Origin of the sequence: Streptomyces sp. NPDC060049, from assembly GCF_042736715.1 — a bacterium.
In the GTDB taxonomy this organism is placed as follows: domain Bacteria; phylum Actinomycetota; class Actinomycetes; order Streptomycetales; family Streptomycetaceae; genus Streptomyces.
In genome coordinates, this window is sequence record NZ_JBHWVV010000004.1 from 469,501 (window position 1) to 493,803 (window position 24,303).

The 24,303-nt window shown below is 72.0% G+C and carries 22 protein-coding genes and 1 pseudogene; 14 read left to right on the top strand and 9 right to left on the bottom strand.

All coding sequences use genetic code 11. The features are described from left to right. Positions 1–75 precede the first annotated feature (75 nt). Entirely contained in the window at positions 76–1,164 is a 1,089-nt protein-coding gene (gene ychF, locus ACFWBY_RS09895) for a redox-regulated ATPase YchF (RefSeq protein WP_385340125.1), read from the top strand. A gap of 83 nt (positions 1,165–1,247) precedes the next feature. Here ychF and ACFWBY_RS09900 read toward each other — a convergent pair whose 3' ends face one another. The 5 genes and pseudogenes from ACFWBY_RS09900 to ACFWBY_RS09920 form a co-directional block, all read right to left on the bottom strand. Further along, positions 1,248–1,511: a type II toxin-antitoxin system RelE/ParE family toxin gene (locus ACFWBY_RS09900; RefSeq protein ID WP_385340123.1), complete on the bottom strand. Its 264-nt coding sequence runs from the start codon at positions 1,509–1,511 to the stop codon at positions 1,248–1,250. After that, on the bottom strand, positions 1,504–1,773 hold the full coding sequence (locus ACFWBY_RS09905; RefSeq protein ID WP_072483971.1) for a type II toxin-antitoxin system Phd/YefM family antitoxin: 270 nt from the start codon (positions 1,771–1,773) through the stop codon (positions 1,504–1,506). Before ACFWBY_RS09905 ends, ACFWBY_RS09900 begins: the two co-directional genes overlap by 8 nt. Positions 1,774–2,181: 408 nt before the next feature. After that, positions 2,182–2,796, bottom strand: a complete 615-nt coding sequence (locus ACFWBY_RS09910; protein WP_385340121.1) for an antibiotic biosynthesis monooxygenase — start codon at positions 2,794–2,796, stop codon at positions 2,182–2,184. Positions 2,797–3,538: 742 nt separating this feature from the next. Then, positions 3,539–3,794: pseudogene (locus tag ACFWBY_RS09915) on the bottom strand (type II toxin-antitoxin system RelE/ParE family toxin). A 57-nt stretch (positions 3,795–3,851) separates the two neighbouring features. Next, positions 3,852–4,433 (bottom strand): Uma2 family endonuclease, encoded by a 582-nt coding sequence (locus ACFWBY_RS09920; RefSeq protein WP_385340119.1) that lies wholly within the window; start codon positions 4,431–4,433, stop codon positions 3,852–3,854. Between the two features lie 158 nt (positions 4,434–4,591). On the opposite strand from ACFWBY_RS09920, the gene ACFWBY_RS09925 reads away from it, so the two are divergent. Both ACFWBY_RS09925 and ACFWBY_RS09930 read left to right on the top strand, forming a co-directional pair. Further along, the gene (locus ACFWBY_RS09925; protein ID WP_385340117.1) at positions 4,592–6,238 is read left to right on the top strand and encodes a LuxR C-terminal-related transcriptional regulator; all 1,647 of its coding nucleotides are present in this window, start codon (positions 4,592–4,594) and stop codon (positions 6,236–6,238) included. A 143-nt stretch (positions 6,239–6,381) separates the two neighbouring features. Further along, positions 6,382–7,806: an FAD-binding oxidoreductase gene (locus tag ACFWBY_RS09930; RefSeq protein WP_385340116.1), complete on the top strand. Its 1,425-nt coding sequence runs from the start codon at positions 6,382–6,384 to the stop codon at positions 7,804–7,806. A gap of 16 nt (positions 7,807–7,822) precedes the next feature. Here ACFWBY_RS09930 and ACFWBY_RS09935 read toward each other — a convergent pair whose 3' ends face one another. Next, positions 7,823–8,227 (bottom strand): FtsX-like permease family protein, encoded by a 405-nt coding sequence (locus ACFWBY_RS09935; protein WP_385340114.1) that lies wholly within the window; start codon positions 8,225–8,227, stop codon positions 7,823–7,825. Between the two features lie 75 nt (positions 8,228–8,302). Continuing rightward, complete coding sequence (locus tag ACFWBY_RS09940; RefSeq protein ID WP_385340112.1) at positions 8,303–9,364, bottom strand: SMP-30/gluconolactonase/LRE family protein; 1,062 nt, start codon at positions 9,362–9,364, stop codon at positions 8,303–8,305. 77 nt (positions 9,365–9,441) lie between these two features. Between ACFWBY_RS09940 and ACFWBY_RS09945 the strand changes: the two genes are divergently transcribed. From ACFWBY_RS09945 to ACFWBY_RS09960, 4 genes are all read left to right on the top strand, one after another. Continuing rightward, positions 9,442–9,879 carry a MarR family winged helix-turn-helix transcriptional regulator gene (locus tag ACFWBY_RS09945; protein WP_385340110.1) on the top strand — a complete coding sequence of 146 codons (438 nt, stop codon included), beginning with the start codon at positions 9,442–9,444 and terminating at the stop codon, positions 9,877–9,879. Positions 9,880–10,051: 172 nt separating this feature from the next. Further along, positions 10,052–11,200 (top strand): alpha/beta hydrolase-fold protein, encoded by a 1,149-nt coding sequence (locus tag ACFWBY_RS09950; protein ID WP_385340108.1) that lies wholly within the window; start codon positions 10,052–10,054, stop codon positions 11,198–11,200. A 167-nt stretch (positions 11,201–11,367) separates the two neighbouring features. Next, positions 11,368–12,570, top strand: a complete 1,203-nt coding sequence (locus ACFWBY_RS09955; RefSeq protein ID WP_385340106.1) for an alpha/beta hydrolase — start codon at positions 11,368–11,370, stop codon at positions 12,568–12,570. Further along, a complete protein-coding gene (locus ACFWBY_RS09960; RefSeq protein ID WP_385340104.1) occupies positions 12,567–13,364 on the top strand; it encodes a trypsin-like serine peptidase in 798 nt (265 codons plus the stop codon). The genes ACFWBY_RS09955 and ACFWBY_RS09960 overlap by 4 nt, the downstream gene beginning before the upstream one ends. A gap of 33 nt (positions 13,365–13,397) precedes the next feature. Here the strand turns inward: ACFWBY_RS09960 and ACFWBY_RS09965 are convergent, their stop codons facing one another. Both ACFWBY_RS09965 and ACFWBY_RS09970 read right to left on the bottom strand, forming a co-directional pair. Next, positions 13,398–14,288 (bottom strand): EamA family transporter, encoded by an 891-nt coding sequence (locus tag ACFWBY_RS09965; RefSeq protein WP_385340103.1) that lies wholly within the window; start codon positions 14,286–14,288, stop codon positions 13,398–13,400. Positions 14,289–14,338: 50 nt separating this feature from the next. After that, a complete protein-coding gene (locus ACFWBY_RS09970) occupies positions 14,339–15,460 on the bottom strand; it encodes a threonine synthase (protein WP_385340101.1) in 1,122 nt (373 codons plus the stop codon). Positions 15,461–15,693: 233 nt separating this feature from the next. On the opposite strand from ACFWBY_RS09970, the gene ACFWBY_RS09975 reads away from it, so the two are divergent. The 7 genes from ACFWBY_RS09975 to ACFWBY_RS10005 all read left to right on the top strand — a co-directional run bounded on the left by ACFWBY_RS09975 (position 15,694) and on the right by ACFWBY_RS10005 (position 24,265). Continuing rightward, the gene (locus ACFWBY_RS09975; RefSeq protein WP_385340099.1) at positions 15,694–17,268 is read left to right on the top strand and encodes a S8 family serine peptidase; all 1,575 of its coding nucleotides are present in this window, start codon (positions 15,694–15,696) and stop codon (positions 17,266–17,268) included. A gap of 220 nt (positions 17,269–17,488) precedes the next feature. Then, a complete protein-coding gene (locus tag ACFWBY_RS09980; RefSeq protein ID WP_385340097.1) occupies positions 17,489–18,649 on the top strand; it encodes a DUF4190 domain-containing protein in 1,161 nt (386 codons plus the stop codon). 153 nt (positions 18,650–18,802) lie between these two features. Next, complete coding sequence (locus ACFWBY_RS09985) at positions 18,803–19,555, top strand: GntR family transcriptional regulator (RefSeq protein WP_385340095.1); 753 nt, start codon at positions 18,803–18,805, stop codon at positions 19,553–19,555. A gap of 641 nt (positions 19,556–20,196) precedes the next feature. Next, positions 20,197–20,400, top strand: a complete 204-nt coding sequence (locus ACFWBY_RS09990; RefSeq protein WP_385340093.1) for an SPOR domain-containing protein — start codon at positions 20,197–20,199, stop codon at positions 20,398–20,400. 41 nt (positions 20,401–20,441) lie between these two features. Then, positions 20,442–20,879 carry a (deoxy)nucleoside triphosphate pyrophosphohydrolase gene (locus tag ACFWBY_RS09995; protein WP_385340091.1) on the top strand — a complete coding sequence of 146 codons (438 nt, stop codon included), beginning with the start codon at positions 20,442–20,444 and terminating at the stop codon, positions 20,877–20,879. A 165-nt stretch (positions 20,880–21,044) separates the two neighbouring features. After that, positions 21,045–21,473 carry an ATP-binding protein gene (locus ACFWBY_RS10000; protein ID WP_385340089.1) on the top strand — a complete coding sequence of 143 codons (429 nt, stop codon included), beginning with the start codon at positions 21,045–21,047 and terminating at the stop codon, positions 21,471–21,473. A 209-nt stretch (positions 21,474–21,682) separates the two neighbouring features. Next, positions 21,683–24,265 carry a SpoIIE family protein phosphatase gene (locus ACFWBY_RS10005; RefSeq protein WP_385340087.1) on the top strand — a complete coding sequence of 861 codons (2,583 nt, stop codon included), beginning with the start codon at positions 21,683–21,685 and terminating at the stop codon, positions 24,263–24,265. Positions 24,266–24,303: the final 38 nt, after the last annotated feature.

Genomic DNA, 24,303 nt, shown 5'->3' on the forward strand with positions numbered 1-24,303 from the left:
CCCCTCATCGGAAAGTAAACTGTCCGACGGCCCACTCCCGGGCCGCCGCCCCCTCCAGCTACGGGAAGTCCCAACGTGTCGCTCACGATCGGAATCGTCGGCCTGCCGAATGTCGGCAAGTCGACCCTGTTCAACGCCCTGACCAAGAACGACGTGCTGGCGGCCAACTACCCGTTCGCCACGATCGAGCCGAACGTCGGCGTCGTCGGCGTACCGGACGCGCGCCTGGCCGTCCTGGCCGGCATCTTCGGCTCGCAGAAGGTCCTCCCGGCGACCGTCGACTTCGTCGACATCGCGGGCATCGTGCGCGGCGCCTCGGAGGGCGAGGGCCTCGGCAACAAGTTCCTCGCGAACATCCGCGAGTCGGACGCGATCTGCCAGGTCATCCGCGCCTTCAAGGACGAGAACGTCGTCCACGTCGACGGCAAGGTCTCGCCGAAGGACGACATCGAGACGATCAACACCGAGCTGATCCTCGCGGACCTCCAGTCCATCGAGAAGGCGGTGCCGCGCCTGACCAAGGAGTCCCGTCTCCAGAAGGAGAAGGTCGCCGTCCTCGCGGCCGTCGAGAAGGCCCAGAAGATCCTCGAAGAGGGGACGACCCTCTTCTCCGCGGGCATCAGCAAGGGCACGGAGCAGGGCGACCTCCTCCACGAGCTCCACCTCCTCACGGTCAAGCCCTTCCTCTACGTCTTCAACGTGGACGAGGACGAGCTGACGGACGAGGCCTTCAAGGCGGAGCAGAGCGCGCTGGTGGCCCCGGCCGAGGCGATCTTCCTGAACGCCAAGCTGGAGGCGGAGCTCATCGAGCTCGACGACGACGAGGCCCTCGAACTCCTCCAGTCCGTCGGCCAGGAGGAGCCCGGCATGGCCACCCTCGGCCGCGTCGGCTTCGCGACCCTGGGCCTGCAGACGTACCTGACGGCCGGCCCGAAGGAAACCCGCGCCTGGACCATCAAGAAGGGCGCCACCGCCCCCGAGGCCGCCGGCGTGATCCACACCGACTTCCAGCGCGGCTTCATCAAGGCCGAGGTCATCTCCTTCGAGGACCTGGTCGCTTGCGGCTCGGTCGCCGAGGCCCGTTCGAAGGGCAAGGCGCGCATGGAGGGCAAGGACTACGTCATGCAGGACGGCGACGTGGTCGAGTTCCGCTTCAACGTCTGATTGGACGTGAATAACGGCCTGACCTGCGAGAAGGCAGGTCAGGCCGTTGTGCTGTCCGCAGCAGTCCGCAGAACCTGGAGCGGCTACGTGTCGTAGACCGTGGAACGGTGTCCGACGTGTACGACCCACACCACTAGTTCCCCGTTGTCGATGGTGTAGACGACGCGATAGTCGCCGACTCGTAGGCGGCGGCGCTCAGGCTGGGATACGAGTGCGGTGGTGTTGCAGCCGAAAGGGTCGCTCTCCAGCTCTGTCAGTTTGGCCAGGATGCGAAGTGCCATGTCGCACGGGATCTTGCGAAGCTCGGCCTGGGCCTCGGGCCGGAACACCGTGCGGTAGTCACTCACTGCGTGCCAGCGTCTCCCTCATCACGTCCTCGATCGGGACGCCGGCGGCCGGGCTCGCCATGCGCTCGTCGATGATGCGGTTGATCTCGCGCTCTTCCCACTCTTGATACTTGCGCAGCACCTCGATCGAGACCACGGCGGCGACCTGCTTGCCGCGACGGGTGATGACAGTAGGCATGTCGTCGCGGTCGGCCCGTTCGACGACTTCGGCCAAGTGAGCGCGTACGTCGCGGATGGACTCTATGGGCAGCGGCTGAGTCATGCCTCAAGGGTACCGAGTGTGCCATGTGTACACATCTGGGTTGCAGGCACTCGTTGGGATGAGCCGCCGATTGGGTGGCTAATTCCGGGGATAGAGATCCCGCGGCCCCGCGGCCCTGCGGCCCTGCGGCCCCCGCAGGGGCCCCCGCGTACGACGCCACGCCCCCGGCAGATGGACTAATTTTCGCAAGCATGCAGGTCAGAAGGGGGCGACTCCTCCCGGAGCCGGCCCCTTCGTCATCACCGTGCTGGATGGGTGCCGGATACGATCTCCGAGGAGCGCGTTTTCGCAGGTGTGTTTGGTTTGGTCAAACGTGCATGCGGAAGGGGCCGACTCGTCGAGTTCGACCCCTTCCGCATGCTCATGCTGACTTCGTGCTGGCTCGCGATCGCAGAACCGGAGGCAGGGTCAGGCGTGGGGTACCGCCATGGCGAGGATCACCTCGAATTCCTCGAGGCTGCGGGTGGTTGCGCGAGCCTTCGCCGTGGCCTCTCCGCGGACCGCCGCGACGGCGCCACGGGATGCCACGAGTGCGTCGCGGTCGGCGTAGAGCGCGCCGACAGCGGCTCTGCCCCGGTCGCGATCAATGAGCAGGGAGATGCCGGCCAGTCCGGGGACCTTCTGGACCTTGGGCAGTGAGGTGTCGCGGAACGTGTCCACCAGCAGGTCGATGTCGGCCGGCTCGACGTCCATGTGGACCAGTCGGAACCCCGCGCCCGGCCCGAGTTCCTCTGCGCGCCGGGCGACCGCCGCTTCCCAGTTGTCGACCGTCATGGTCTGCGCGAAGGGCGCCATCATCTCGGCCCGCCGCTTGCTCAGGTTCTCGTAGCTGGCCTGCCGGGAGGCCTCGTCCTCCCACCACGATCCCACCAGGAGCTTGCCGAGCTCGCGGTCGGCGAACAGCCCCATCCCGCGAAAGCCCGGTTGCGCCGACAGCAGCGCACGCCCGTCGGTCCGGAGCGCCTCGGCGACCCCGTCGAGCTCGGCCGGATCACCCGTTGCATAGATGCTGCGAACGTACATGGCGCCCTTTCCTGCCTTCCGGTGGCCCCGCGCGGGCTCGTGTTCCCACTCCATGCGATGACCGGGGCGGATGGGGGGCAACGCGGCAGGGGCATTCAGGTGACGAGGTGAGCCGTTGGCCCCTGCTGTTTCCGTGCTGGGATGGCGCTGGGGCATCTGATCATCATCAGCCGTTCGGCCCGCCTGAAGGGCGCCGGTGCGCGGTCCAGCGGGGCGAGGAGACCGCGACGCTTCACGGTGCTGAGCCTGGCGCGCTACGGCCGAGTCCCTGGAGAGGGCTCTGAGGGAGACATTCCCGAGCCCACGTTGCGCGGTGGCTCCGGGACTCGTTCGTGCCTGCACCTCACCTCGTCTGGTTCGCGAGCAGCCTCGCTGTGGCGAACGGCCACCAGGACCCGTGGCCGCTGCCGGCCGAGGGTGGCGACGAGCATCGCCGCGGAACTGCGCAGGCACCTCGACTCCGTCGAACCACGTAGCCAGTCCGCAGGGCACCCGTAAGCGACCATCGGGACCCGGCGCACGCCAACGGGGAATTGCCTGGTCAGGACGGTGCGTGCGGCTCCGCCGCAGGTCAGGATCGGGCGGCAGGCATTCCGCTTCAACGTCTGAGCGGATGAAACAACGCCACGTCCTTGACGCGGCAACAGGCAGGTCAGAGGGGGTCGGGCTCTGTTGAGTCCGGCCCCTTCGTCGTCACCGCGCTGGAGGGGCGCTGGAAACTCTGGCGTGGGGTCGGCGGCGGTCAGGTCTCGTAAACAGTGGACCGGTGTCCCACATGCACGACCCAGACCACCAGCTGCCCGTTGTCGATCGTGTAGGCGACGCGGTAGTCCGCCGACGCGCAGGCGGCGACGTTCGGGCTGGGACACCAGTGCAGTGGTGTTGAAGCCGAGTGGGTCGCTCTCCAGCTCGGTCGGCTTGGCCAGGATGCGCAGCGCCATGTCGCGAGGGATCTGGGGTGGTCCATCACTGCGCTCGTGTGGGATAGGCACACGCAGGTAAGAAGGGGTCGGACCCTGGCGGGTCCGACCCCTTCCGCATGCCCGTGTCGACTCTCAGCCGCTCCGGGGCGGCGTGAGCTTGTCGAGGTCCAGGCTGACCTCGAAGGGGACCGGGCGCTGGAGGGTGCCCCGGAAGATGCCGGCGGGCGCGTAGGCGCCGGTGGGTTCGTCGAGCTCGTAGACGTGGACGACGGGAGCGCCGTCCTCGTCCTCGATACACCAGTAGTGCGGGATGCCGGCCTCGGCGTACTTGCGGAGTTTTACGGTGCGATCGCGGTGGGCGGACTCGGGAGATACGGCCTCCACGACGAGTTTCACGTCTTCCGGGGCGTACCAGGTGCGGTCGGGGTCATAGGGCAGGTCTGTCAGCAGAAGGTCCGGCTCGGGGCGGTTGCGGGCATCCAAGCGGATCGTCATTTCGCGCTCGACCTCGAAGCCGGCCGGTGCCTGCGCCATGAGCGTGGTGGTCAGGGCGGTGACGAGGCGGCCATGCCAGGACCTTTGGGGCGACATCATGAAGACGAGGGCTCCGTCGATCAGCTCGGTGTGGCGGGGTGCTTCCGGGAGGCGGTCCAAATCCTCCGCGAACCAGCCTTCCGCGCGCGGCGGGCGCATCCAGTCGGGCAGTGCGGTCATGGCTTCACGGTAGCGGTCCGCAGCTCGGGCCGGAGGGCCGACGACCCCGGTCGGAGGCTATTCGGCGACCTGCCGCGCGGTGCCGGGGCGCCGCGTCGCCCGGCGCGGTCCTCCAGGGCGCTCCTATGCTGGTGGAAGGGGCGCGAAGGGAGTCGCGCGTGGGTGAGTCGAGCAGCTTCGCGCTCGTCCGGGCCAGGGAGGCCGTCTCCCGGAAGGCTTGGGCAGACGCCTATCGGGCCCTGGACGCCCTCGACGACGACCGGCTGGACGCCGACGACCACGCCGCGCTCGCCGACGCCGCCTGGTGGACCAGCCGCATCGATGAGTCCGTCACCGCCCGGACCAAGGCGTACGCGGGCTACGCGGCCAGGGGCGATGCGCGGCGGGCCGGATACCACTCGTGGATGCTGTGTTACGAGCACCGGCTGGCCGGGCGTACCGCCACGGCCGCGGGCTGGCTGCGCCGGGCCCGGGAGCAGCTCGGCGGCGAGCCGGAGTGCGTCGAGCAGTGCTACATCGCCTGGGCCGACGCCGACGAAGCGCAGGCGCGCGGGGACTTCGGGGCGGCGGCGGACCACGCGCGCGCGATGGCCGAGATCGCGGAGCGCTGCGGCAGCGCCGATCTGCTGGCCCTGAGCAGAGTGGTCAGGGCGGGCGTACTGGTGGCCGAGGGCCGGGTCGCCGAAGGGCTCGAACTGCTCGACGAGGCGATCTGCGCGGCCACCGCGGGTGAGCTCAGCGCCTTCTTCACCGGCTGGACCTACTGCCTCGGCCTGATGAGGTGCATGGCCTGCGCCGACTTCGCGCGGGCCGCCGAATGGACCGACGCGGCCATGGAGTGGTGCGCCGCGATGCCGCAGGAGAACAACTTCCGGGGACTGTGCCGCGTCCACCGGGTGGAAGTGTTGGAGCTGCGCGGCGGGTGGGCGCGGGCCGCCGCCGAGGCCGTCCGGACCTGCGAGGAGCTGCTGCCGCAGGACGCGCCGATCGCGGCGGGGGCGGTTTACCTGGTGGGGGAGATCCAGCGCAGGCGCGGAGAGTTCGAGGCCGCCGAGGCCTCCTATGCCCGGGCCCACGGGCTCGGCCTCGATCCGCAGCCGGGCCGCGCGCTGCTCCTGCTGGCCCGGGGCAGGGCCGCAGCCGCGGAGGCAGCGGCGGAGGTCGCCCTGGCATCGGGCCCGGAGGGGCAGGGCGTCCTCGGCCGGGTACGGCTGCTCGCGGCGCACGCCGAGATCTCCCTCGCCCTGGGACGGCTCGACCGGGCCCGGTCGGCGGCGGACGAGCTGACGGGCCTCGCGGACGACTGGCGGCGGCGCCGTCGGTCCGACCGCACCCCGGTGCACGCGGCCGCGGCCGCCGCGGCCGGGGCGGTCGCCTTCGCCCGGGGCGAAACGCGGCGGGCGCTGCCGCTGCTCCACCGCGCGCTCGACCTCTGGCTGGAGCTCGGGGTCCCGTACGAGGTCGCGCAGGTCCGCATGACCCTGGCCGCCGCCGAGCGGGCGGCCGGCGACGAGGAGAGCGCCCGGCTGGAGCTGCGGGCCGCCCACGCGGCGTTCGAGCGGCTGGGCGCGGTGCCCGACGCCCGCAGGGCGGCGGCTCTGCTCCGGCTTCCGGGGCAGCTCACCGCCCGGGAGATCGACGTGCTGCGCCTGGTCGCGGCGGGACGGAGCAACCGGGCCATCGCCGCCGAGCTCACCATCAGCGAGCACACCGTGGGTCGCCACGTGAACAACATCTTCGCCAAGATCGACGTGTCGTCCCGGGCCGCCGCCACGGCGTACGCGTACACCCACGGCCTGCTGTGAGGGGAGGGCGGACGGGCCGGCAGGAGGACGGATGGGCCGTTCGACCCATCCGGCATGCGACGCAATGGGTCCTTCAGGCGATGAGGGGCCACCTCGCCCCCGCCTACAAAGGGATGAGGCACGCAGGGAAGGCGGTGGGAGCCATGAAGACCTTCACACCCACCTTGGACGGAACGCGCGTACGGGAGCTGCGCGGGGCCGTGCACGGAGAGATCCTCCAGCCCGACGACGCCGGCTACGACGAGGCGCGCCGGGTGTACAACGCGATGCACGACAGGAGGCCCGCGGCCGTGGTCCGGGCCGCCGACGCCGGCGACGTCGTCGCCACCGTGAACCTCGCCCGCGAGCAGGGCCTGCTCCTGGCGGTCCGTGGCGGCGGCCACAGCGTCCCCGGCTACGGCACCTGCGACGACGGGGTCGTCCTGGACCTCTCGCGGATGCGCGGGGTCCGCGTCGATCCCGAAACCCGGACCGCGCAGGCCGAGGGCGGCTGCACCTGGGCCGATGTCAACCACGCCACGCACGCCTTCGGCCTGGCCACCACAGGGGGAGTGGTGTCGAGCACCGGCATCGGCGGGCTCACCACCGGCGGCGGCCTCGGCCACCTGGCCCGCCGTTGCGGACTGGCCTGCGACAACCTGCTCTCGGCCGATGTCGTCACGGCCGACGGAACCTTCCTGACCTGTACGGAGGACCAGAACGCGGACCTCTTCTGGGCGCTGCGCGGCGGCGGAGGCAACTTCGGCGTCGTCACCTCCTTCTCCTACCGGCTGCACCCCGTGGCCGACATCCTGGGCGGGCCCACGTTCTACCCGCTCGACGGCGAGGTCCTGCGCCGCTACCGGGACCTGGTCGCCGAGTCCGGGGAACGGCTCGGCCTGCTGGGCGTCGTGGGGCTGGGTCCGCCGGTCCCGTTCCTGCCGGAACGCTGGCACGGGCGGCCCCTGTTCGGCGTGGCCACCTGCTGGACCGGCCCCGAGGCCGAGGACGACGCGGTGCGCGCCCGCCTCGACCGCCTGGGCCCGGTCGTCGGCCAGTACGTGGGGCGCATGCCCTACCCCGTGATCAACACCCTCTTCGACGAACTGCTGCCGGCGGGCCTCTTCCACTACTGGAAGGGCACGTTCAGCAAGGGACTGTCGGACGGGGCCATCGACGCGTACGTCGAGTACGGTGCCGCGACCCCCTCCATCCAGAGCGCGACCGTGATCTTCCCGATCGACGGCGCCTGCCACCGGGTGGCACCGGAGGCGACCGCGTTCGCCTACCGCGACGCCGATTTCGCGACCGCCCTCAGCCCGACCCTCACCACGCGTGCCGAGTGCGAGGCGAACAAGGACTGGGTACGCCGGTTCGTCGCGGCGCTGGAACCCCATTCCCTGGCGGGCGGCTACGTCAACTTCATGGACCACGACGACCAGGGCCAGGACCGGGTCCGGGTCAACTACCGGCAGAACTACGACCGTCTGGCGGCGGTCAAGCGGCTCTACGACCCGGGCAATCTGTTCCGCCTCAACCACAACATCCCCCCGGGCCCGGACCGATCGGCGGGACGGGCCGAGCCCTAGATCGAGGATTTCCGCGTCAGGGAGTCAGCGCCGTAGTGGGACGGCGCAGGGCGTGGGCTGCCGGGAGGAGGGTGCAGAGGACGGCCAGGGTCGTGCAGACGGCGGCCACCGCCGCCATCGGGAGCCAGGGGACCGCGATCGGCGAGTCGACGCCGAGGACGGCCAGGGCGGCGCGCATGCCGGCCAGGTTGAGCGCGGTGACGGCCGCGCCGAGCAGGGCGCCGACCGCGACCGTCAGGAGGGACTCGGCCGTCGTCATGGTGAGCACCTGGGAGCGGGTGGCGCCCGCCAGGCGGAGCAGGCGCAGTTCGCCGGCCCGGTCGGAGGTCGCCATCAGCAGGGTGTTGGCCAGTGCGATGGCCGTGTAGACCAGCGCGATGCCGAGAACCAGCTCGACCTGCCCCCGGCGCAGGAGTCCCACCGCAGGGTCCTCGCGGTCCTGGCCCATCTGCGGGGCTGACCCGGGGGCCGCCCCCCGCGCCGGGCCCGGTCGGGATCAGAGGCCGCGGACCGAGGCGACCGTGAACTCGTCCGGGGCGCCGGTGGAGGGCATGGGGCCGCCGTCCTTGTCGAACTGGGAGCGGACCACCAGGGTGCGGCCCGGGACCTGGACCAGGGTGGTCGGGATCTGGAGCGAGGCGTCGGTGACCGTGCGGACCAGGCGGGCCCGGGTGCCGTCCGCCGAGACCTGCCAGCGGCTCAGGGTGTTGCGCGTGTTCTGAGCCGCGCGCAGGACGCCGCCGGGGGCCAGGTCGAGGCCGTCGGCGGTCTTCAGGTCGCCGCCGCTGAGGACGGTGCGGGAGACCTCGCCCGAGCGGAGGTCGATGCGGTACAGATCGCCCGCCGTCATGTCGACGGTGAGGAGGAAGCGGCCGGCCGGGTCCGCGGTGATGCCGTTGAGGCTGAAGCTGCCCGCCGGGGACGGGGTGAGCCGCCCGCTCAGGTCGTACGCGGGCAGCAGCGGGCCGGACCCGGCGGCGAGCTGGGTCGGCGTCACCCGGTACACCACCGCGCGGACGCTGTCGGTGAGGTACGCGGTGCCGTCCGGGGTGATGGTCAGGTCGTTGAGGAAGCGCGGGTCGCTCCCGGGGATCTCGAAGTGGGCCAGGCGGGCTCCCGAGCGGGTGTCGTACACGGAGACGCCCGAGGTGGAGTCGGTCACCCAGAGCCTGCCCCGCGCGTCGACCCGCAGCCCGTTCGCGGTGTGGCGGCCGTCGGTGCCCGAGGGCAGGAAGACCTCCGCCGCGCGCTCGCCGGAGCGGGCCCGGTAGACGGTGCCGTCCGTGTACGAGCCGACGTAGACCGTGCCGGTACGGGGGTCGGCGGCTATGCCCTCCGGGAAGACCTTGGCGCCGGGGAGGGAGAACGCCGTGGAGATCCGGGCGCGCGGGCCCCGGTGGTCCGGTGCGGCGTGATCGGCCGGGATGCTCGCGATCCGGCCGGCCGATCCGGCCGGGGCTCGGGTGGCGGAGGGGGCTTGGGCGGCGGCCGGGGCCGCACCGAGGGCGACAGTCGTGGCGAGGGTGAGCAGGGCCGCGGGCAGGAGCTTCTTCATCATCGGATGTCCTCTTCTGTGTGGATGAGCACGAAGATAAGTTAGAGCTCTAATGTCTGCAAGGGCTTTATGATGCGGGGATGACCTCCATGCCCGCCGAGGAGCGCATCGGCTCCCACATCAAGCGCGCCGAGCAAGCGCTCCTCGGGGCCAAGAACATGGCACTGAAGCCGGCGGCAGTAACGGTTCCGCAGTACGCCGCGCTGCTCTGGCTCGCGCTGAAGCCCGGGATCTCCGCCGCCGAGCTCGCCCGTCTGTGCGGGGTGACGCCGCCGACGATGAACACCGTGCTGAAGAACCTCCAGGAGCGCGGGCTGATCGAGCGGACCCCGCATGAACTGCACCGCAACGTCCTGGAGACCCGGCTCACCGATGAGGGACGCGCCGTGATGGAGGTGGCCGACGCGGGGGCGGTGGCGGTGGAGCGGGCGCTCGCCGCCGAGTTCACCGGGGAGGAACGGGAGGCGCTGATCGCGCTCCTCGGGCGGTGCGCGCGGGCCCTGGACGGCTTGAGGTGATCGGGCCCTGCGCGGCCTGAGGTGATGGCGGGAGCCCTGATCGCGGACGTCTGAGGCCGGGGCATTTTTGCGGCTTTTGGAACTCTTCCGAGGGTTCACGCATCAGGACTAGGGGGATCCCAGTCCGTTCTGTCCCACCGGGGGGCAGTCATGACCGTACGGAGCGAAGTTCGTGCACCAGAACAGGCAGCGGCCGCGGCCCGATGACGAGCCGTACATATCCGGACCCCCCGCCCACCCGGGCCCCCGGCGATCGCGCCGCACGGTGTGGGCCGGCGCGGCCGTCGCCTTCGCGCTCCTCCTCGGCGGCGGCGGGTTCGCCGCCTGGAAGCTGGACTGGTTCTCCGGCAACGGCTCCGCCGTGAGCTTCGGCAAGAACCCGCCCGCCGCCGTCGCGGACACCGGGGGGACGAAGGCCCCGCAGGAAGCACCGAAGAGCTCGCCCACACCGACCGGCGACCCCGACGTACAGCTGGAGACCGGCCCGAAGGCCGAGTTCAAGCAGACCGCCAAGCTGGACGACGGCACGGTCATCGCCAAGACCCGCCTCGCGGGCGCCAAGTCCGGCTTCGAGGGCGACGTATGGGTGTGGACGCCCAAGGAGTACGGCGACCCGAAGTACGCCAAGAGCGGCTTCCCGGTCCTCATCGCGCTCCCCGGCGGCAACGGCTACCCGTCCAACTACTGGTCCGACCGCAGCCTCGGCCTCCAGAAGGCCGTCAGCGAGGGCGTCCAGGCCGGCACGAGCCTGCCCTTCATCCTGATCATGCCGGTGCTGAACCCGGACGCGAAGTACTACTACGACGGCTCCGACATCCCCGGCCGGCCGAAGATGGGCACCTGGATCGCCGAGGACGTCCCCGATTTCACCCGCGCCAACTTCCGTACCTACAAGTCCCGCGACGGCTGGGCCTTCATGGGCTCCTCCTCCGGCGCCTTCGTCGGGATGAAGCAGGTCCTGCAGCACCCGGACAAGTTCAAGGCCGTGATCGCCAGCGGTGGCGAGATCGTTCCCGACTCCCCGTTCTGGAGCGGCCACCAGGCGGAGATGGACGCGAACAACCCCGAGAACCTGGCCCAGAAGTTGATCGACTCGGGCGGTCCCGAGGTCTACATCAACTTCCAGATCGGGACCAAGGAGAGCGGCAAGCAGCGGATGACGCAGTTCCAGGAGAAGTACGCCAAGGGTCCGGTCAAGATGACCATCCGCGACATCCAGAACGGCGAGCACAACGGCTGGCACTACGTGCGCGGCATGAAGGAGGGCTCGCTGGAGTGGATCAGCAAGGTCCTGAAGGGGCCCAAGCCCGAAGCCGGCTGACCGGTCCGCTCCGGCGGGCTCGGCGCGTCACCCACGTGGCCCCCGCCACGTCCGCCCGTCCCAGGCAACCCGGCCGGTCGTTCATACCTCTGTTAAGGATGTAAGGGCGACCGATCGGTCCAACCCGCGTTCGCGCGGGGGCGCCGGAGAAGGAACGGGAACATTCCGTGCACCAAGACCAGCAGGGTGACGGCAGCGCCGCGAACGGGGACGGCAGCGCGACCCAGGGCGGCGGCAGCGCCACCCACGGCGGCGGCAGCGCCGCGACCGGGAGCGGCGGCGCCACCGGCGGCCACCGCCGCCGCGGGCGCCGCCTGCGCCTGATCCTGATCAGCGGGGGGCTCGGCCTCACCCTCGTGGCCGGCGGCGGGGCGGCCGCGTACCGCTACGGCCTCTTCTCGGACATAGGGGACCCCGTCTCCTTCGGGAAGTCCCGGACCGCGGCCGCCACCGCCTCCGACGTCCGGCCCGGCGTGAGCATGCCGACCGGGCCGAAGGCCGACTTCGTCCGCACCTACCGGCTGGAAGACGGCACGCAGATCGCCCGGACCACCCTGACCGGCGCGAAGTCCGGCTTCACGGGTGACGTGTGGGTGTGGGTGCCGAAGGAGTACGACGACCCGGCCTACGCCGAGAGCGCCTTCCCGGTGCTGATCTCGCTCCCCGGCGGCCGCGGCTACCCCACGAACTATTGGGGGACGGGCCCCGGCCTCGGCCTCCAGACCGCCGTGAGCGACGGGGTGAAGGCCGGTACGAGCCTTCCCTTCATCTTGGTCATGCCGGTGCACAACGCCGACACCAAGCACCATTTCGACGCCTCGGACATCCCCGGAGAGCCCAAGATGGGCACCTGGATGGTCGAAGACGTCCCGGATTTCACGAAGGCCAATTTCCGGACCTTCACCTCCCGCGACGGGTGGGCCTACATGGGTTCCTCGGCGGGCGGATTCGGCGCCTTCAAGCACGTCCTGAAGCACCCCGACCGCTTCAAGGCGGCCATCGCGAGCGGGGCCGACATCGTCCCCGATTCCCCGCTGTGGAAGGGGAACACGCAGGCCATGGACGAGAACAACCCGGAGAAGCTCGCCGCGGAGCTGATCAAGGCGGGTGGCCCGGACGTCTACATCAACTTCCAGATCGGCACCAAGGAGGGCGGCCGGGACAAGGCCGAGCAGTTCATGAGGGACTACGGCAGGGGTCCCGTGCACACCCGGCTGCAGGTGATCCAGGATGGTGAGCACAACGGAAAGTCGTACGTACGCGGGATGCGGGAGGGCACACTGGAGTGGATCAGCAAAGTGATGTCCGCGCCGACGCCGAAGCAGCGGCCGGCCGCAGGCGCAAGCGCGAGCGGGGCCGCCCCGCGATGAGCGCGGGGGCCAAGGGGATCGCCTCGGCCTCCGCCGCCGCGGTCGCCGCAGTGGTCGCCCTGGTGTTCGGCGAGAACTCCGGCGGCTACGAGGACCGGCACGCGCTCCCCTTCCCCACCGTCGGCGTGCTCATGGCCAACGGCGAACACTGGTGCACCGCCAGCGTCGTCGACAGCCCGCAGGGCAACGTCGTCGCCACGGCCGCGCACTGCGTGGCCCCCGCCGGCGAGGACGGGCAGCCGGGCGGGGCCGCGCACGACGGGCTGGCCATCGGCGAGCTCGCCTTCGCCCCCGCCTTCTCCGGGGAGGGCTCCGGCAAGCAGCCGCTCGGGGTGTGGAAGGTGCGCTCCATCCAGGTCGACGAGCGCTGGACGAAGTGGGGCGAGGACACCGCCGACTTCGCCTTCCTCGCCGTCGAACCGGACGCGGACGGGCGCAGCCTGCAGGACGTCGTCGGACGCGACGAGGCCGCCAAGCCCGCCTGGACCTCCGGCTACGACCGCGAGGTGACCGTCGTCGGCTACCCCGAATCGCAGCACAACCCCGAGAACAAGCCCGTCGCCTGTACGACGCAGAGCAGGCACGACGAGAACGACCCCGCCATGCTCTACATCAACTGCTCCGGCTTCTGGACGGGGACCAGCGGCAGCCCGTGGATCGCCGACCGGGGCGGGCCGGGACGGCCGGGGCAGCTGATCGGGGTGCTCAGCGGCGGGGACACGGACGTGGACTCGACGGCCGCACTGTTCGACGGGCGCGCCAAAGCGTTGTACGAGCGGGCCGCGAAGAGCTGAGGGCCGGGATCCGCAGTCCGGCGGGGCGCCGGGTCAGGTGCGGCGTTCCGTGCTCACGATCACGCACACCGCCGCCACGACGATCGCGCCGCCGAGCAGGATCGGCCAGGTCAGGGCCTCGTCGAGGACGAGCCAGCCGAGGGCCACGGCCACGACCGGATTCACGTAGGCGTAGGTGGCCACCAGCGAGAGCGGGGCCGCCCGCAGGAGCCAGACGTACGCGGTGAATCCGACGAGCGAGCCGAACAGCACGAGGTAGCCGAGGGCCAGCCAGGCGGCGGTCGGGTACGAGGTGACGTCCAGGCCGTGCTGCTCGCCGCGGCACAGGCCGACGACGATCCCGGCGGCCCCGCCCGCGAGCATCTGGTAGGCGCTGCCGGTGAAGGGGTCGGCGGGCAGGGTCAGCTTGCCCGTCGAGAACGAGCCGAGCGCCCAGAGCACCGAGGCGCCGAGCACCAGGAGCACCCCGCCGATCCCGATCCCGCCGCCGAAGCCCGGGCTGGTCAGGACGGCGAGCCCGCCGAGTCCCAGCAGCACGCCCGTCAGGGTGCGGGGCGAGGGGCGGTCGCCGGAGCCGGCGCGCAGGACGACCAGCCACATCGGTACGGCGGCCACCAGGAGGGCGGCGAGGCCCGAGGGGACCGTGGTCTCGGCGAGGACGACGAGGCCGTTGCCGCCGAGGATCAGGAGCAGGCCGACGAGGGCCGCGGAGGCCACCTGGGCGCGGGTGGCCTTGAGGGCGGCCGGGCCGCGGCGCCAGGCGACGATGCCGGCGAGCAGGGTGCCGGCGGTGAGGAAGCGGGCGCCGACGGAGAAGAACGGGGGCATGGTCTCGACGACGATCCGGATGCCGAGGTAGGTCGAACCCCAGACGACGTAGACGAGGGCGAGCGCGATCCAGACGCGGGTCGTTGAGGTGTGCATGACGCGGAGCCTATGTCGTTGGCCGGTGCACCGATCCGTGGGCCCGCCGGTCAGACCGCGGGCGCGGCCACGCCCGACTTGGCGCCCGCGCCGCAGAGGGGGAGCACCGCGGTGCGCTCGCGGAGGGGGTTGTCGGGCGCACCGGGGCCCACCGCGGCCCAGCAGGCGGCCGCGGTCGGTTCCACGAAGAGGCCGCGCCGGGCCAGGTCGAGCTGGGCCGCGCGGACGCGGTCGTCCGCAACGGTCAGGAAGGTGCCGCCGGACTTGCGCACGGCCGCCAGGATCTGCCGGGCGCGCGGCGGGGCCGGGATCGCGATGCCCTCGGCCACGGTGGGGAGCTGCGGGACCGGTCCGGCCTCCTCGGCGCCCGCGTGGAAGGCCGAGGCCAGCGGGGCGACCGCCGCCGACTGGACGGCGATCAGCGCCGGCGGGCGGACTCCGCGGCGGGCCAGCTCCTCGATCGCCAGCGCGGCCCCGAGCAGCAGCGTGCCGTTGCCGACGGGGACCACCAGTACCTCGGGGAGGTGGCCGCCCAGCGCCTCCCACACCTCGTAGACGTACGTCTTCGTGCCGTGCAGGAAGTACGGGTTGAAGACGTGGCTGGCGTAGAAGACCCCCGGGAGGTCGGCGGCTTCGCGCGCCGCGGCGGCCGCCGCCTCGCGCCCGCCCGGCACCACCCGGACCGTGGCGCCGTGCGCGCGCATCTGCTCCGTCTTCTTCGGCGAGGTGCCCTCCGGCACGAAGACCTCGCACGGGAGCCCGGCCCGCGCGCAGTACGCGGCGAACGCCGTTCCCGCGTTCCCGCTGCTGTCCGCCACCACCCGCCGGGGACCCAGCCGACGCGCGAGCTCCGCGAGCATCACCGCGCCCCGGTCCTTGAAGGACAGGGTGGGCATCAGGAAGTCGAGCTTGGCGTGCACCCGTTCCGCCAGCGGCACCAGCGGGGTGTTCCCCTCCGCCAGGGACACCGAGTACGCCCCGGTCAGCGGCAGCGCCGACGCGTACCGCCACAGGGAGTTGGGCCCGGCCGCCGGTTCGAGGGGGGCGGACGGGTCGGGGGTGAAGTCGAGGTCCCACGCTCCGCCGCAGAGCGGGCAGCACCAGGGCGCCGTCCGGACGTCCGCGAGCGTGCCGTCTTCGGAGCAGACGTAGCCGGGGAGTGCGTGCGTCATGTGCGGAGCGCCTTTGCTCGTTCATGGCTTGCGTATGGCACGGATGTTACGCGTTCGTCGTCCTCTTGTGGGGAGCCGAGGCGGTGGGTCAACCTTTCTGGAGCGGCGGCCTGTTGGGCCGGATGTCGCATGGCTGCTCGCCATGTGCGCCTTGTCATGGCCATGGCTAAACCCCTTGGCCGGAACAGCCGCGCACCCCCCGCAGCGCACCACCTATGAGGAGGAACCCTCACATGTCCGTGATGCGTCACACCCGCCGGAAGATCGCCGGCATCGGCGCGAGCGCCACCGTGGTGCTCGCCCTCGGCGTCGCCGCCGCGTTACCCGCCTCGGCGGCCTCGGACGCCCCGCAGGGCGTCATCGAGAACGCCGGCGCCGTGGGCACCGTCTCCGGCAGCTACATCGTGACCCTGAACGACTCCGCCGCCCGCTCCACCGCCGACAGCGGAAGGGCCGTCGCCAAGCGACACGGCGCGAGGATCGACCGGACCTACAGCGCCGCGCTCAACGGCTACTCCGTCGAGGCCTCCGAGGCGCAGGCCAGGAAGCTCGCCGCCGACCCCGCCGTCAAGTCGGTCGTGCAGAACCGCGTGTTCACCGTCGACACCACCCAGCCGAGCCCGCCCTCCTGGGGCCTGGACCGGATCGACCAGCGCGCGCTGCCGCTCGACAACAGCTACACCTACCCGGACAAGGCCGGCGAGGGCGTGACGGCGTACATCATCGACACGGGCGTGCGCATCACCCACACCGACCTCACCGGCCGCGCCTCCTACGGCTACGACGCCATCGACAACGACAACACCGCGCAGGACGGCCACGGCCACGGCACGCACGTTGCCGGCACCGTCGCGGGCACCTCGTACGGCGTGGCCAAGAAGGCGAAGATCGTCGGAGTGCGCGTGCTCGACAACAACGGCTCCGGTACGACCGCCCAGGTCGTCGCCGGCATCGACTGGGTGACCCGCAACGCCGTCAAGCCGGCCGTCGCGAACATGTCCCTCGGCGGCAGCGCGGACTCCGCCCTCGACACCGCCGTGCGCAACTCCATAGCCAGCGGCATCACCTACGGCGTCGCCGCGGGCAACGAGTCCACCAACGCGAGCACGAAGTCCCCGGCGCGCGTGACCGAGGCGATCACCGTCGGCGCCACGACGAGCACCGACGCCAAGGCGAGCTACTCCAACTACGGCACGGTCCTGGACATCTTCGCCCCCGGCTCCAGCATCACCTCCTCCTGGGGCACCGGCGACACCGCCACGAACACCATCTCGGGCACGTCGATGGCCACCCCGCACGTGGTCGGCGCCGCCGCGCTCCACCTCGCGGCCAACCCGACGGCCACGCCGGCCCAGGTCGCCACGGCCCTGGTCAACGCGGCCACGCCCGACGTCGTGACCAGCCCCGGCACCGGCTCCCCGAACCGCCTGCTCAACGTCGGGAGCTCCACCACCCCGCCGAACCCGGGCACCCGCTTCGAGAACACCGCGGACTACGCGGTCAACGACAACGCCACCGTCGAGTCGCCGATCACCGTCAGCGGGATCCCGGGCAACGCCCCCGCCACGCTGAGCGTCCCGGTCGACATCAAGCACACCTACGTCGGTGACCTGCGGGTCGACCTCGTCGCCCCCGACGGCACCGTCTACAACCTGCGCAACCGCACCGGCGGCAGCGCGGACAACATCATCCAGACCTTCACGGTGAACGCCTCGGCCGAGGTGGCCAACGGCGTGTGGAAGCTGCGGGTCGCCGACCTCGCGAACATCGACACCGGAAAGATCGACTCCTGGGCGCTCCAGTTCTGAACGAGCGGAGCGGGCACGGGCGACAGCACGGAACACAGCACGGAAGACAGCACGAGAGACCGCACCGTCCGCTCCGTGAGGTGAGGACGAGGTGAAGCGCGGGGGCGACCGTTTCGACGGCCGCCCCCGCTGCGTACTATTCGCGCATTCGTTCGCGCGCGGCCCTGAGCGGACGCTTCCGTCGCCGCCACCGCCATGCCTTGATGGAGCACCCCACCCCGTGACCGACCAGCCCCCGCACGTCTGGCCCGCCCCGCCGTCGGCCCCGCCCCCGTACGGGCACCCGTTCGGGCCGCCCGCACTCAACGGCTTCGCGCTCGCCTCGCTGCTCGTCGGGCTGCTGTGCTTCCCGCCGCTGGGCGTCGTCTTCGGGATCGTGGCCCTCGTGCAGATCGCGAGGAAGGGGGAGCGGGGCAAGGCGCTCGCCGTGTGCGGCCTGACGGTGTCGCTGGTGATGACCGGGGTCATGGTCTTCGCCGTGGAGCGGGCCGCCGGCACGCTCTTCGACCGCGCCCGTGCGATGGGGGCGCTGGAACCGTACGAGGACGTGGAGGGCGAGCTGGCCGACATCGACGAGATGCGCGTCGGCGACTGCTTCAACGTCCCCGGCGGGGACCTGCTCGACGAGGACCCCTTCGTGTACCGGATCGCCTGTACCGAGGTGCACGACGCGGAGGTCACCTCCTCGACCTCGCTGAGCGGAGCGCGGTTCCCCGGTGACGACGAGCTGAAGAAGTCGGTGGCGGAGTCCTGCTGGCGGGCGCAGGACGCGTACGCGATGGACACGTGGGCGCTGCCCCCGTACGCGGAGATGTTCTACTTCGCCCCCTCGCGCGGGACGTGGGGCGACGGCGACCGGCGGGTCCTGTGCGTGATCGGCACGGCGGAGCAGGAGCACCGGGGCAGCCTGCGCACGGACGCCACGATGCTGAAGCCGGAGCAGGTGACCTTCCTGCACGCCATGAACGAGACCGAGCTGGTGCTGGCCCGCTCGCCCGAGGCGGACGTCGACGACGCGCTGGAGGAGTACCGGGCGTGGGCACGGGACGTGGAGCAGGTGCTGGCCGCCGAGTCGCGGATGCTGGACGGGGCGAAGGCGCGCCCCGAACTGGCCGGACCGGCGGGGGTGCAGCGGGAGCGGGTCGAGGCGGCGCGCAAGCAGTGGCGCAAGGCGGCGGGCGAGACCACCGGCGACGGCTTCGCCGAGGCGTGGGACCGGGCGCTCGCGGAGCTGCCCGTGGAGCCGGAGAAGGCGCTGCGCGCGGCGTACGGGCTGTCGACGACGGTGCCGCCGTGGCTGGAGGGGTCCGAGGGGGACGCGCCGGGGCCGCCGGGCGGACCGGCCGGTCCGAGCCGGAAGCCGTCCGTGGAGGCCGCGTGATCGTTACGCGGGGTAGCGTGCGGCGGTGTCCCTGAACGCGTGGGTTTGAGTGACCTGGCTTCATCACTTCGGGTGAAACTCTGGCCCTTGCTTGCGGTAGACAACCGTCGGTTGCCAGGCTGTAGCTGTCTGTCAACCTGATGGGAGTGGCCAGTGACTTTCGGCGAGCAGCCGGCCTATCTGCGCGTCGCCGGGGATCTGCGACGGAAGATCGTCGATGGGTCCCTGCCTCCGCACGCCCGGCTGCCTTCACAGGCCCGGATCCGCGAGGAGTACGGGGTCTCCGACACGGTGGCCCTGGAGGCGCGCAAGGTCCTCATGGCGGAGGGCCTGGTCGAGGGCCGCTCCGGATCCGGGACGTACGTGCGCGAACAGCCCGTCCCGCGGCGCGTCGCCCGCGCCGGCTACCGCACGGGCGGTGCCTCGACGCCCTTCCGGCAGGAGCAGGCGGAGGCGGGCGCGCGCGGTACGTGGGACTCCAGCAGCGAACAGGTCGACGCTCCGGCGGACATCGCGAAACGGCTCGGCGTCGAGCCGGGCGCGCGCGTGATGCGGACGCGGTACGTCTTTCGCGACGCGGGCGAGGCGATGATGCTGTCGACCTCGTGGGAGCCGCTCGCCGTGACCGGCCGGAGCCCGGTGATGCTCCCCGAGGAGGGGCCGCTGGGCGGGTCCGGGGTGGTCGACCGGATGGCCGCGATCGACGTCGTCGTGGACAACGTCGTGGAGGAGGTCGGCGCGCGCCCGGGCCTGGCGGAGGAGAGCGTGCTGCTCGGCGGGGTCCCGGGGCACGTGGTGCTGGTGATCGGGCGCACGTACTTCGCGTCCGGCAGGGCCGTGGAGACCGCGGACGTCGTCGTCCCGGCCGACCGCTACCGGCTGGCGTACCACCTGCCGGTGCGGTAGCCGCCCGAAGCGTCCGGCAGGGCTCACGGCAGCCGTCGCGGGCGCCGTGAGCCCGGGCGGGCCCGGGGCCGGGCCCCATGGGGGCGTTCGCCCGGGGTGCGCCCCCTTTTCGCTCCGAGAAAGCCCGGCGGCCGGAGCCCGCCCGGCCCTTTCGGGACATACGCCGGGAGGTCCCCGGGCGCACGCCGGGCCTTCGTCGGGGTGGGACCCGCGTGCGGCCTTTCGTCCGGCGTCCGCGGCGGCGGCGCCGGGGAAGCACTGCCTGGCCAGGCCGGACACCGCCCATGGGCCGGGGCGAGCCGGCGAGGACGTCACCGCCGTGCGCCCGGGCTGCGCCCGCGAGCACCCGTACGGGGCTCCCCGGACAGCGCCCGGCGCCCGTCGCGTCCGGCCCGGTCCGCTCCCTCCGTCATCCCTCCATCGGCCCGCGACGCGACCTGCGGGGACGTCCGCCGACGGGCGGGCCGTGCGCCGGCGCTGAACCGGCGCGCACGGCCCGCTCGTACGCATGGCCGGATGCGTACGCCTGGGAGGTACCTCTTCGTGAAAAACCGTATCCGCTGAGTAAAGGTCGGGCGTAGGCTCGGGCATATGCACAGTGCGGTTTCCCGGGCAGGTACGTCGGCGGAGGGTGAAACGCGATGAACGACAGCGGTGCCCTGCTCCCGTGGCTGGTCATACGGCAGGACGACAACGGCAACCGCTACCGGGTGGGCCGGTACCCGACCCGGGCCGAGGCCCAGAAGGTCGCCGACAGCCTCGAGGACAGAGGGCACAAGCAGCTGTACTGGATCGAGCGGCTCGTCCAGGGCAGCACCGCCGGCCGGACCGCCACGACGAACTGAGCGGCGCGGCACTCCCGCCGCCGCTGCCATAGGCTCCGCCCATGACTGTACGAGTGGTCGTGGGCGGAGCCCTTTGCCATGAGGGCCGCCTGCTGGCGGCCCGCCGCAGCGCGCCCCCGGAGCTCGCCGGCCGCTGGGAGCTGCCGGGCGGCAAGACCGAGCCGGGCGAGTCGGTGCCCGACGCGCTCGTACGGGAACTGCGCGAGGAGCTCGGCGTCGAGACCGAGGCGCTGGAGCGGATCCCGGGGGAGTGGCCGCTCAAGCCCGGCCTCGTCCTGCACGTCTGGACGGCCCGCCTGCTTTCCGGCGACCCGCTGCCGTTGGAGGACCACGACGAGCTGCGCTGGCTCGGGCCCGACGAGCTGGACTCGGTGGACTGGCTCGACCAGGACCGGCCGGCGGTCGCCGAGGCCGGACGCAGGCTGGAGGCGGGAGCCTCGGGAGCAGGCGCCGCCCGTGCCGCCCGCGGGGGCGCGTGACGCGCGTGCGCTGGGCCGTATGCGCCACACTGCGCCGGTCTGTGGGTGGTCGAGCGGTACGACGCCCTAAATATCGGGTATGTCGCTATTAATCCCTCTCTCGTACTCATCCCCCGTGGTTCTGTCCCTGTCGAACCGGACTGGGGTCGCCACCCGGCCCGGGAAGTGATCGGCGTGATCGACACAGACGGTGAATGCGCCGAATGGGCCTTCCCCGCCGAACCGGGTGCCGTCCGCACCGCCCGTCACGCGGTGCGCGGCGCCCTTCACGACTGGGGCCTCGAGTCGGTCGGCGACGTCACCGTCCTACTGGTCAGCGAGCTGGTCACCAATTCCCTGCGCTACGCCTCGGGCCCCATCGGGGTCCGGCTCGTACGGCGTGATTCAGCCGCCGCGGGGGCGCCCTCGGGCTCGGCGCTCCTCGTGGAGGTTTCCGATCCGCTTCCGGATCCGCCCCGGGAACGGGTCGCCGAGTCCGATGACGAGGGGGGCCGGGGGCTGCACCTCGTGGCCGTCTCGGCGCAGCGTTGGGGTACCCGGCACGGGAAATCGGGCAAGACCGTGTGGTTCGAGTTGGCTCTTCCTGGTGAGTAACAAGGTGAAGGGCAGCTGACGATCACACGGCTTGGCTGAAAAACAACGGGATCCTTTTGTGATCGCGAAGGCCGTGCCGTACGGGGCCATGGTGCTGAATACTTCGGTCATGGCCGGTCCGGTTGCGGTGAGCTGGAGGGGACGGTCGCGTGAGCGAGATACCTGTACAGGCACATCAGGCGCGTGGGGCCCGAGTGCCCGGTGGGGCTGTGCCCGGGGAGACCTGGCACGACTCCCTGTGGCACAGCAGCCCGCCGGGCTCGATATATGACTACATAAAGGTCGCCTCCTTCTCGATCGGACCCGACGGGCTGATCGACCAGTGGAGCCTGCGCGCGGAGGAGCTTTTCGGGCTCACCCCGGCGCAGGCCGTCGGCCGCGACCCGGTCGACGCCTTCATGCCGCCCGAGCTCCGCGCCGACGGACACCGCAGGGTCGCCGGAATTCTCGATGGCAAGGAATGGACGGGCCTGATCCCCTTCCGGATCCCGGGCGGCGACGGCAGGCACGGCGTGGCCGAGATCTACGTGATGCCCACCCGGACCGAATCCTCCGAACGGGCCGCCCTCTGCGTCGTGGTCGACGTACGGGCGCTGCGGCGGATCGAATCCGATCTGGCCGCCTCGCAGGCGATATTCGGCCAATCTCCCTTCGGCTTCCTGCTCTTCGGCACGGACCTCACCGTGCAGCGAGCCAACCGCCGCTTCGCGACCGTGTTCGGCGGCGACGCCGAGGAGCACCGGGGCCGCACCGTCCACGACTACCTCCCCCCGCACGAGGCCGACCGGATGGCCGAGGCCCTGCGCAGGGTCCTGGAGACGGGCGAATCCGTCACCGACCTCCAGATCACCGGCGCGGCCCCCGGCAGCCGCGAGCACCGCCACTGGTCCATCAACCTCTACCGCGTCCACGGCGGCACCGGCCGCCCCGTCGGCGTCGCCGGCCTCGGCACCGACGTCACCCGCCGCCACCTCGCCGCCCGCGAGGCCGCCGGGGTCCGGCGCAACCTCGCCCTCCTGAACGAGGCCGGACACCGCATCGGCAACTCCCTCGACTTGGAGACCACCGCCCGCGAACTCCTCGACGTCACCGTCCCGGGCTTCTGCGACCTGGCCGCCGTCGACCTCTACCAGGGGCTGCTGCTCGGCGACGACGACCGTCCCGCCCGCCCGCAGGGGCCCGGCGTACCCAGCCTGCCCGGCCCCGGCCGGGCCCCCTCGGCGCCGCTGCGGCGGGTCGCCTTCGCCTCGGCGGTGTCGGACGCGCCGCTGTCGGGTCCGGGCGCGCTGGTCTCCGTAGGGGACACCCACCGCTACCCGGCCGGATCGCCCGGCGCGCTCGCGCTGCGGACGGCGCGGCCGCGCCTGGTCGAGGGCGGCGGACCGGAGTCGGGGGACCTCGTACAGTCCACGCTCGTCGTACCTCTGGTCGCGCACGACACCGTGGTCGGCCTCGCCCAGTTCTCCCGTACGAAGGGCAGCGAGCCCTTCGGCGAACGGGACCGGGCGGTCGCCGTCGAGCTCGCCGCGCGGGCCGCCGTCTGCATCGACAACGCGCGGCTCTACCGGCGCGAGCACGAGCGCGCGCTGATACTGCAGCGCAGCCTGCTGCCGCCCGGGGACCCGGAGGCGGCCGGGCTCGACATCGCCTGCCGGTACCTGCCGGGGAACGCGGCCACCGAGGTCGGCGGCGACTGGTTCGACGTCATCGAGCTGCCCGGCCACCGGACGGCGCTGGTCGTCGGCGACGTCATGGGCCGGGGGCTTCGGGCGGCCGTCGCGATGGGCGAACTGCGCACCGCGGTACGCACGCTCGCCCTGCTCGACCTGGAGCCGGCCGAGGTGCTGACCGCACTGGACGAGATCGCGCGGGGGCTCGGCGCGCCCGGCGGCTCCCAGCAGGCGTCACGCGCCGCACTGCACTCGCGGGACGCCGACCGTTCGGAGGTCTACCTCGCGACGTGCGTCTACGCCGTCTACGACCCGGTGACGCGGCGCTGCACGATCGCCAACGCCGGGCACATGCCGCCGGTGCTGGTGGAACCGGTCGAGGAGGGCGGCGAGCCGCGGCCCGGACTGCTGCTGGAGATCCCGCCGGGGATGCCGCTCGGAGTCGGCGGGGAGCCGTTCGAGGAGGTCGAGGTCGAACTCCCGGAGGGCGCGCTGCTCGCCCTGTACACGGACGGCCTGGTCGAATCGCGCGACCACCCGCTGGAGGAGGGCCTGCGGGGCCTGCGGGACGCGCTGGCCGACCCCGCGCGACCCCTGGAGGAGGTCTGCGACCACGTCCTGAACACCCTGGACACCCGGCACGGGGAGGACGACATCGCCCTGCTGATGGCCCGCGTCCAGGGCCTGCCCGTGGACGCGGTCGGGGACTGGCAGCTGCCGCGCGAGGCGCGGTCCGTGGGCCGGGCCCGTGAGCTGGCGCGGGCGAAGCTGCCGGCGTGGGGCCTGGAGGGGCTCCTCGACACCACGGAACTCCTGGTGAGCGAGCTCGTCACGAACGCCCTGCGGTACGGCGAGGGCGAGATCCGCCTGCGCCTCCTGCTGGACCGGACCCTGGTCTGCGAGGTCTGGGACGCCAACCTGGTCCAGCCGAGGCGGCGCCGCGCACGCGACACCGACGAGGGCGGCCGCGGCCTCCAGCTCGTCGGCCTGCTCTCGGCGGGCTGGGGCACCCGCCGCACCCACCGGGGCAAGACGGTCTGGTTCGAACTCCCCCTCCCGGGCGCGGTGGCGGAGTCGGTGACGGAACTGTCGGCGGAACAGCTGCTGAGCATGTACGGGTGAGCGCCCCGGGCCGGCCACCACCGGCCCGGGCCACCAGA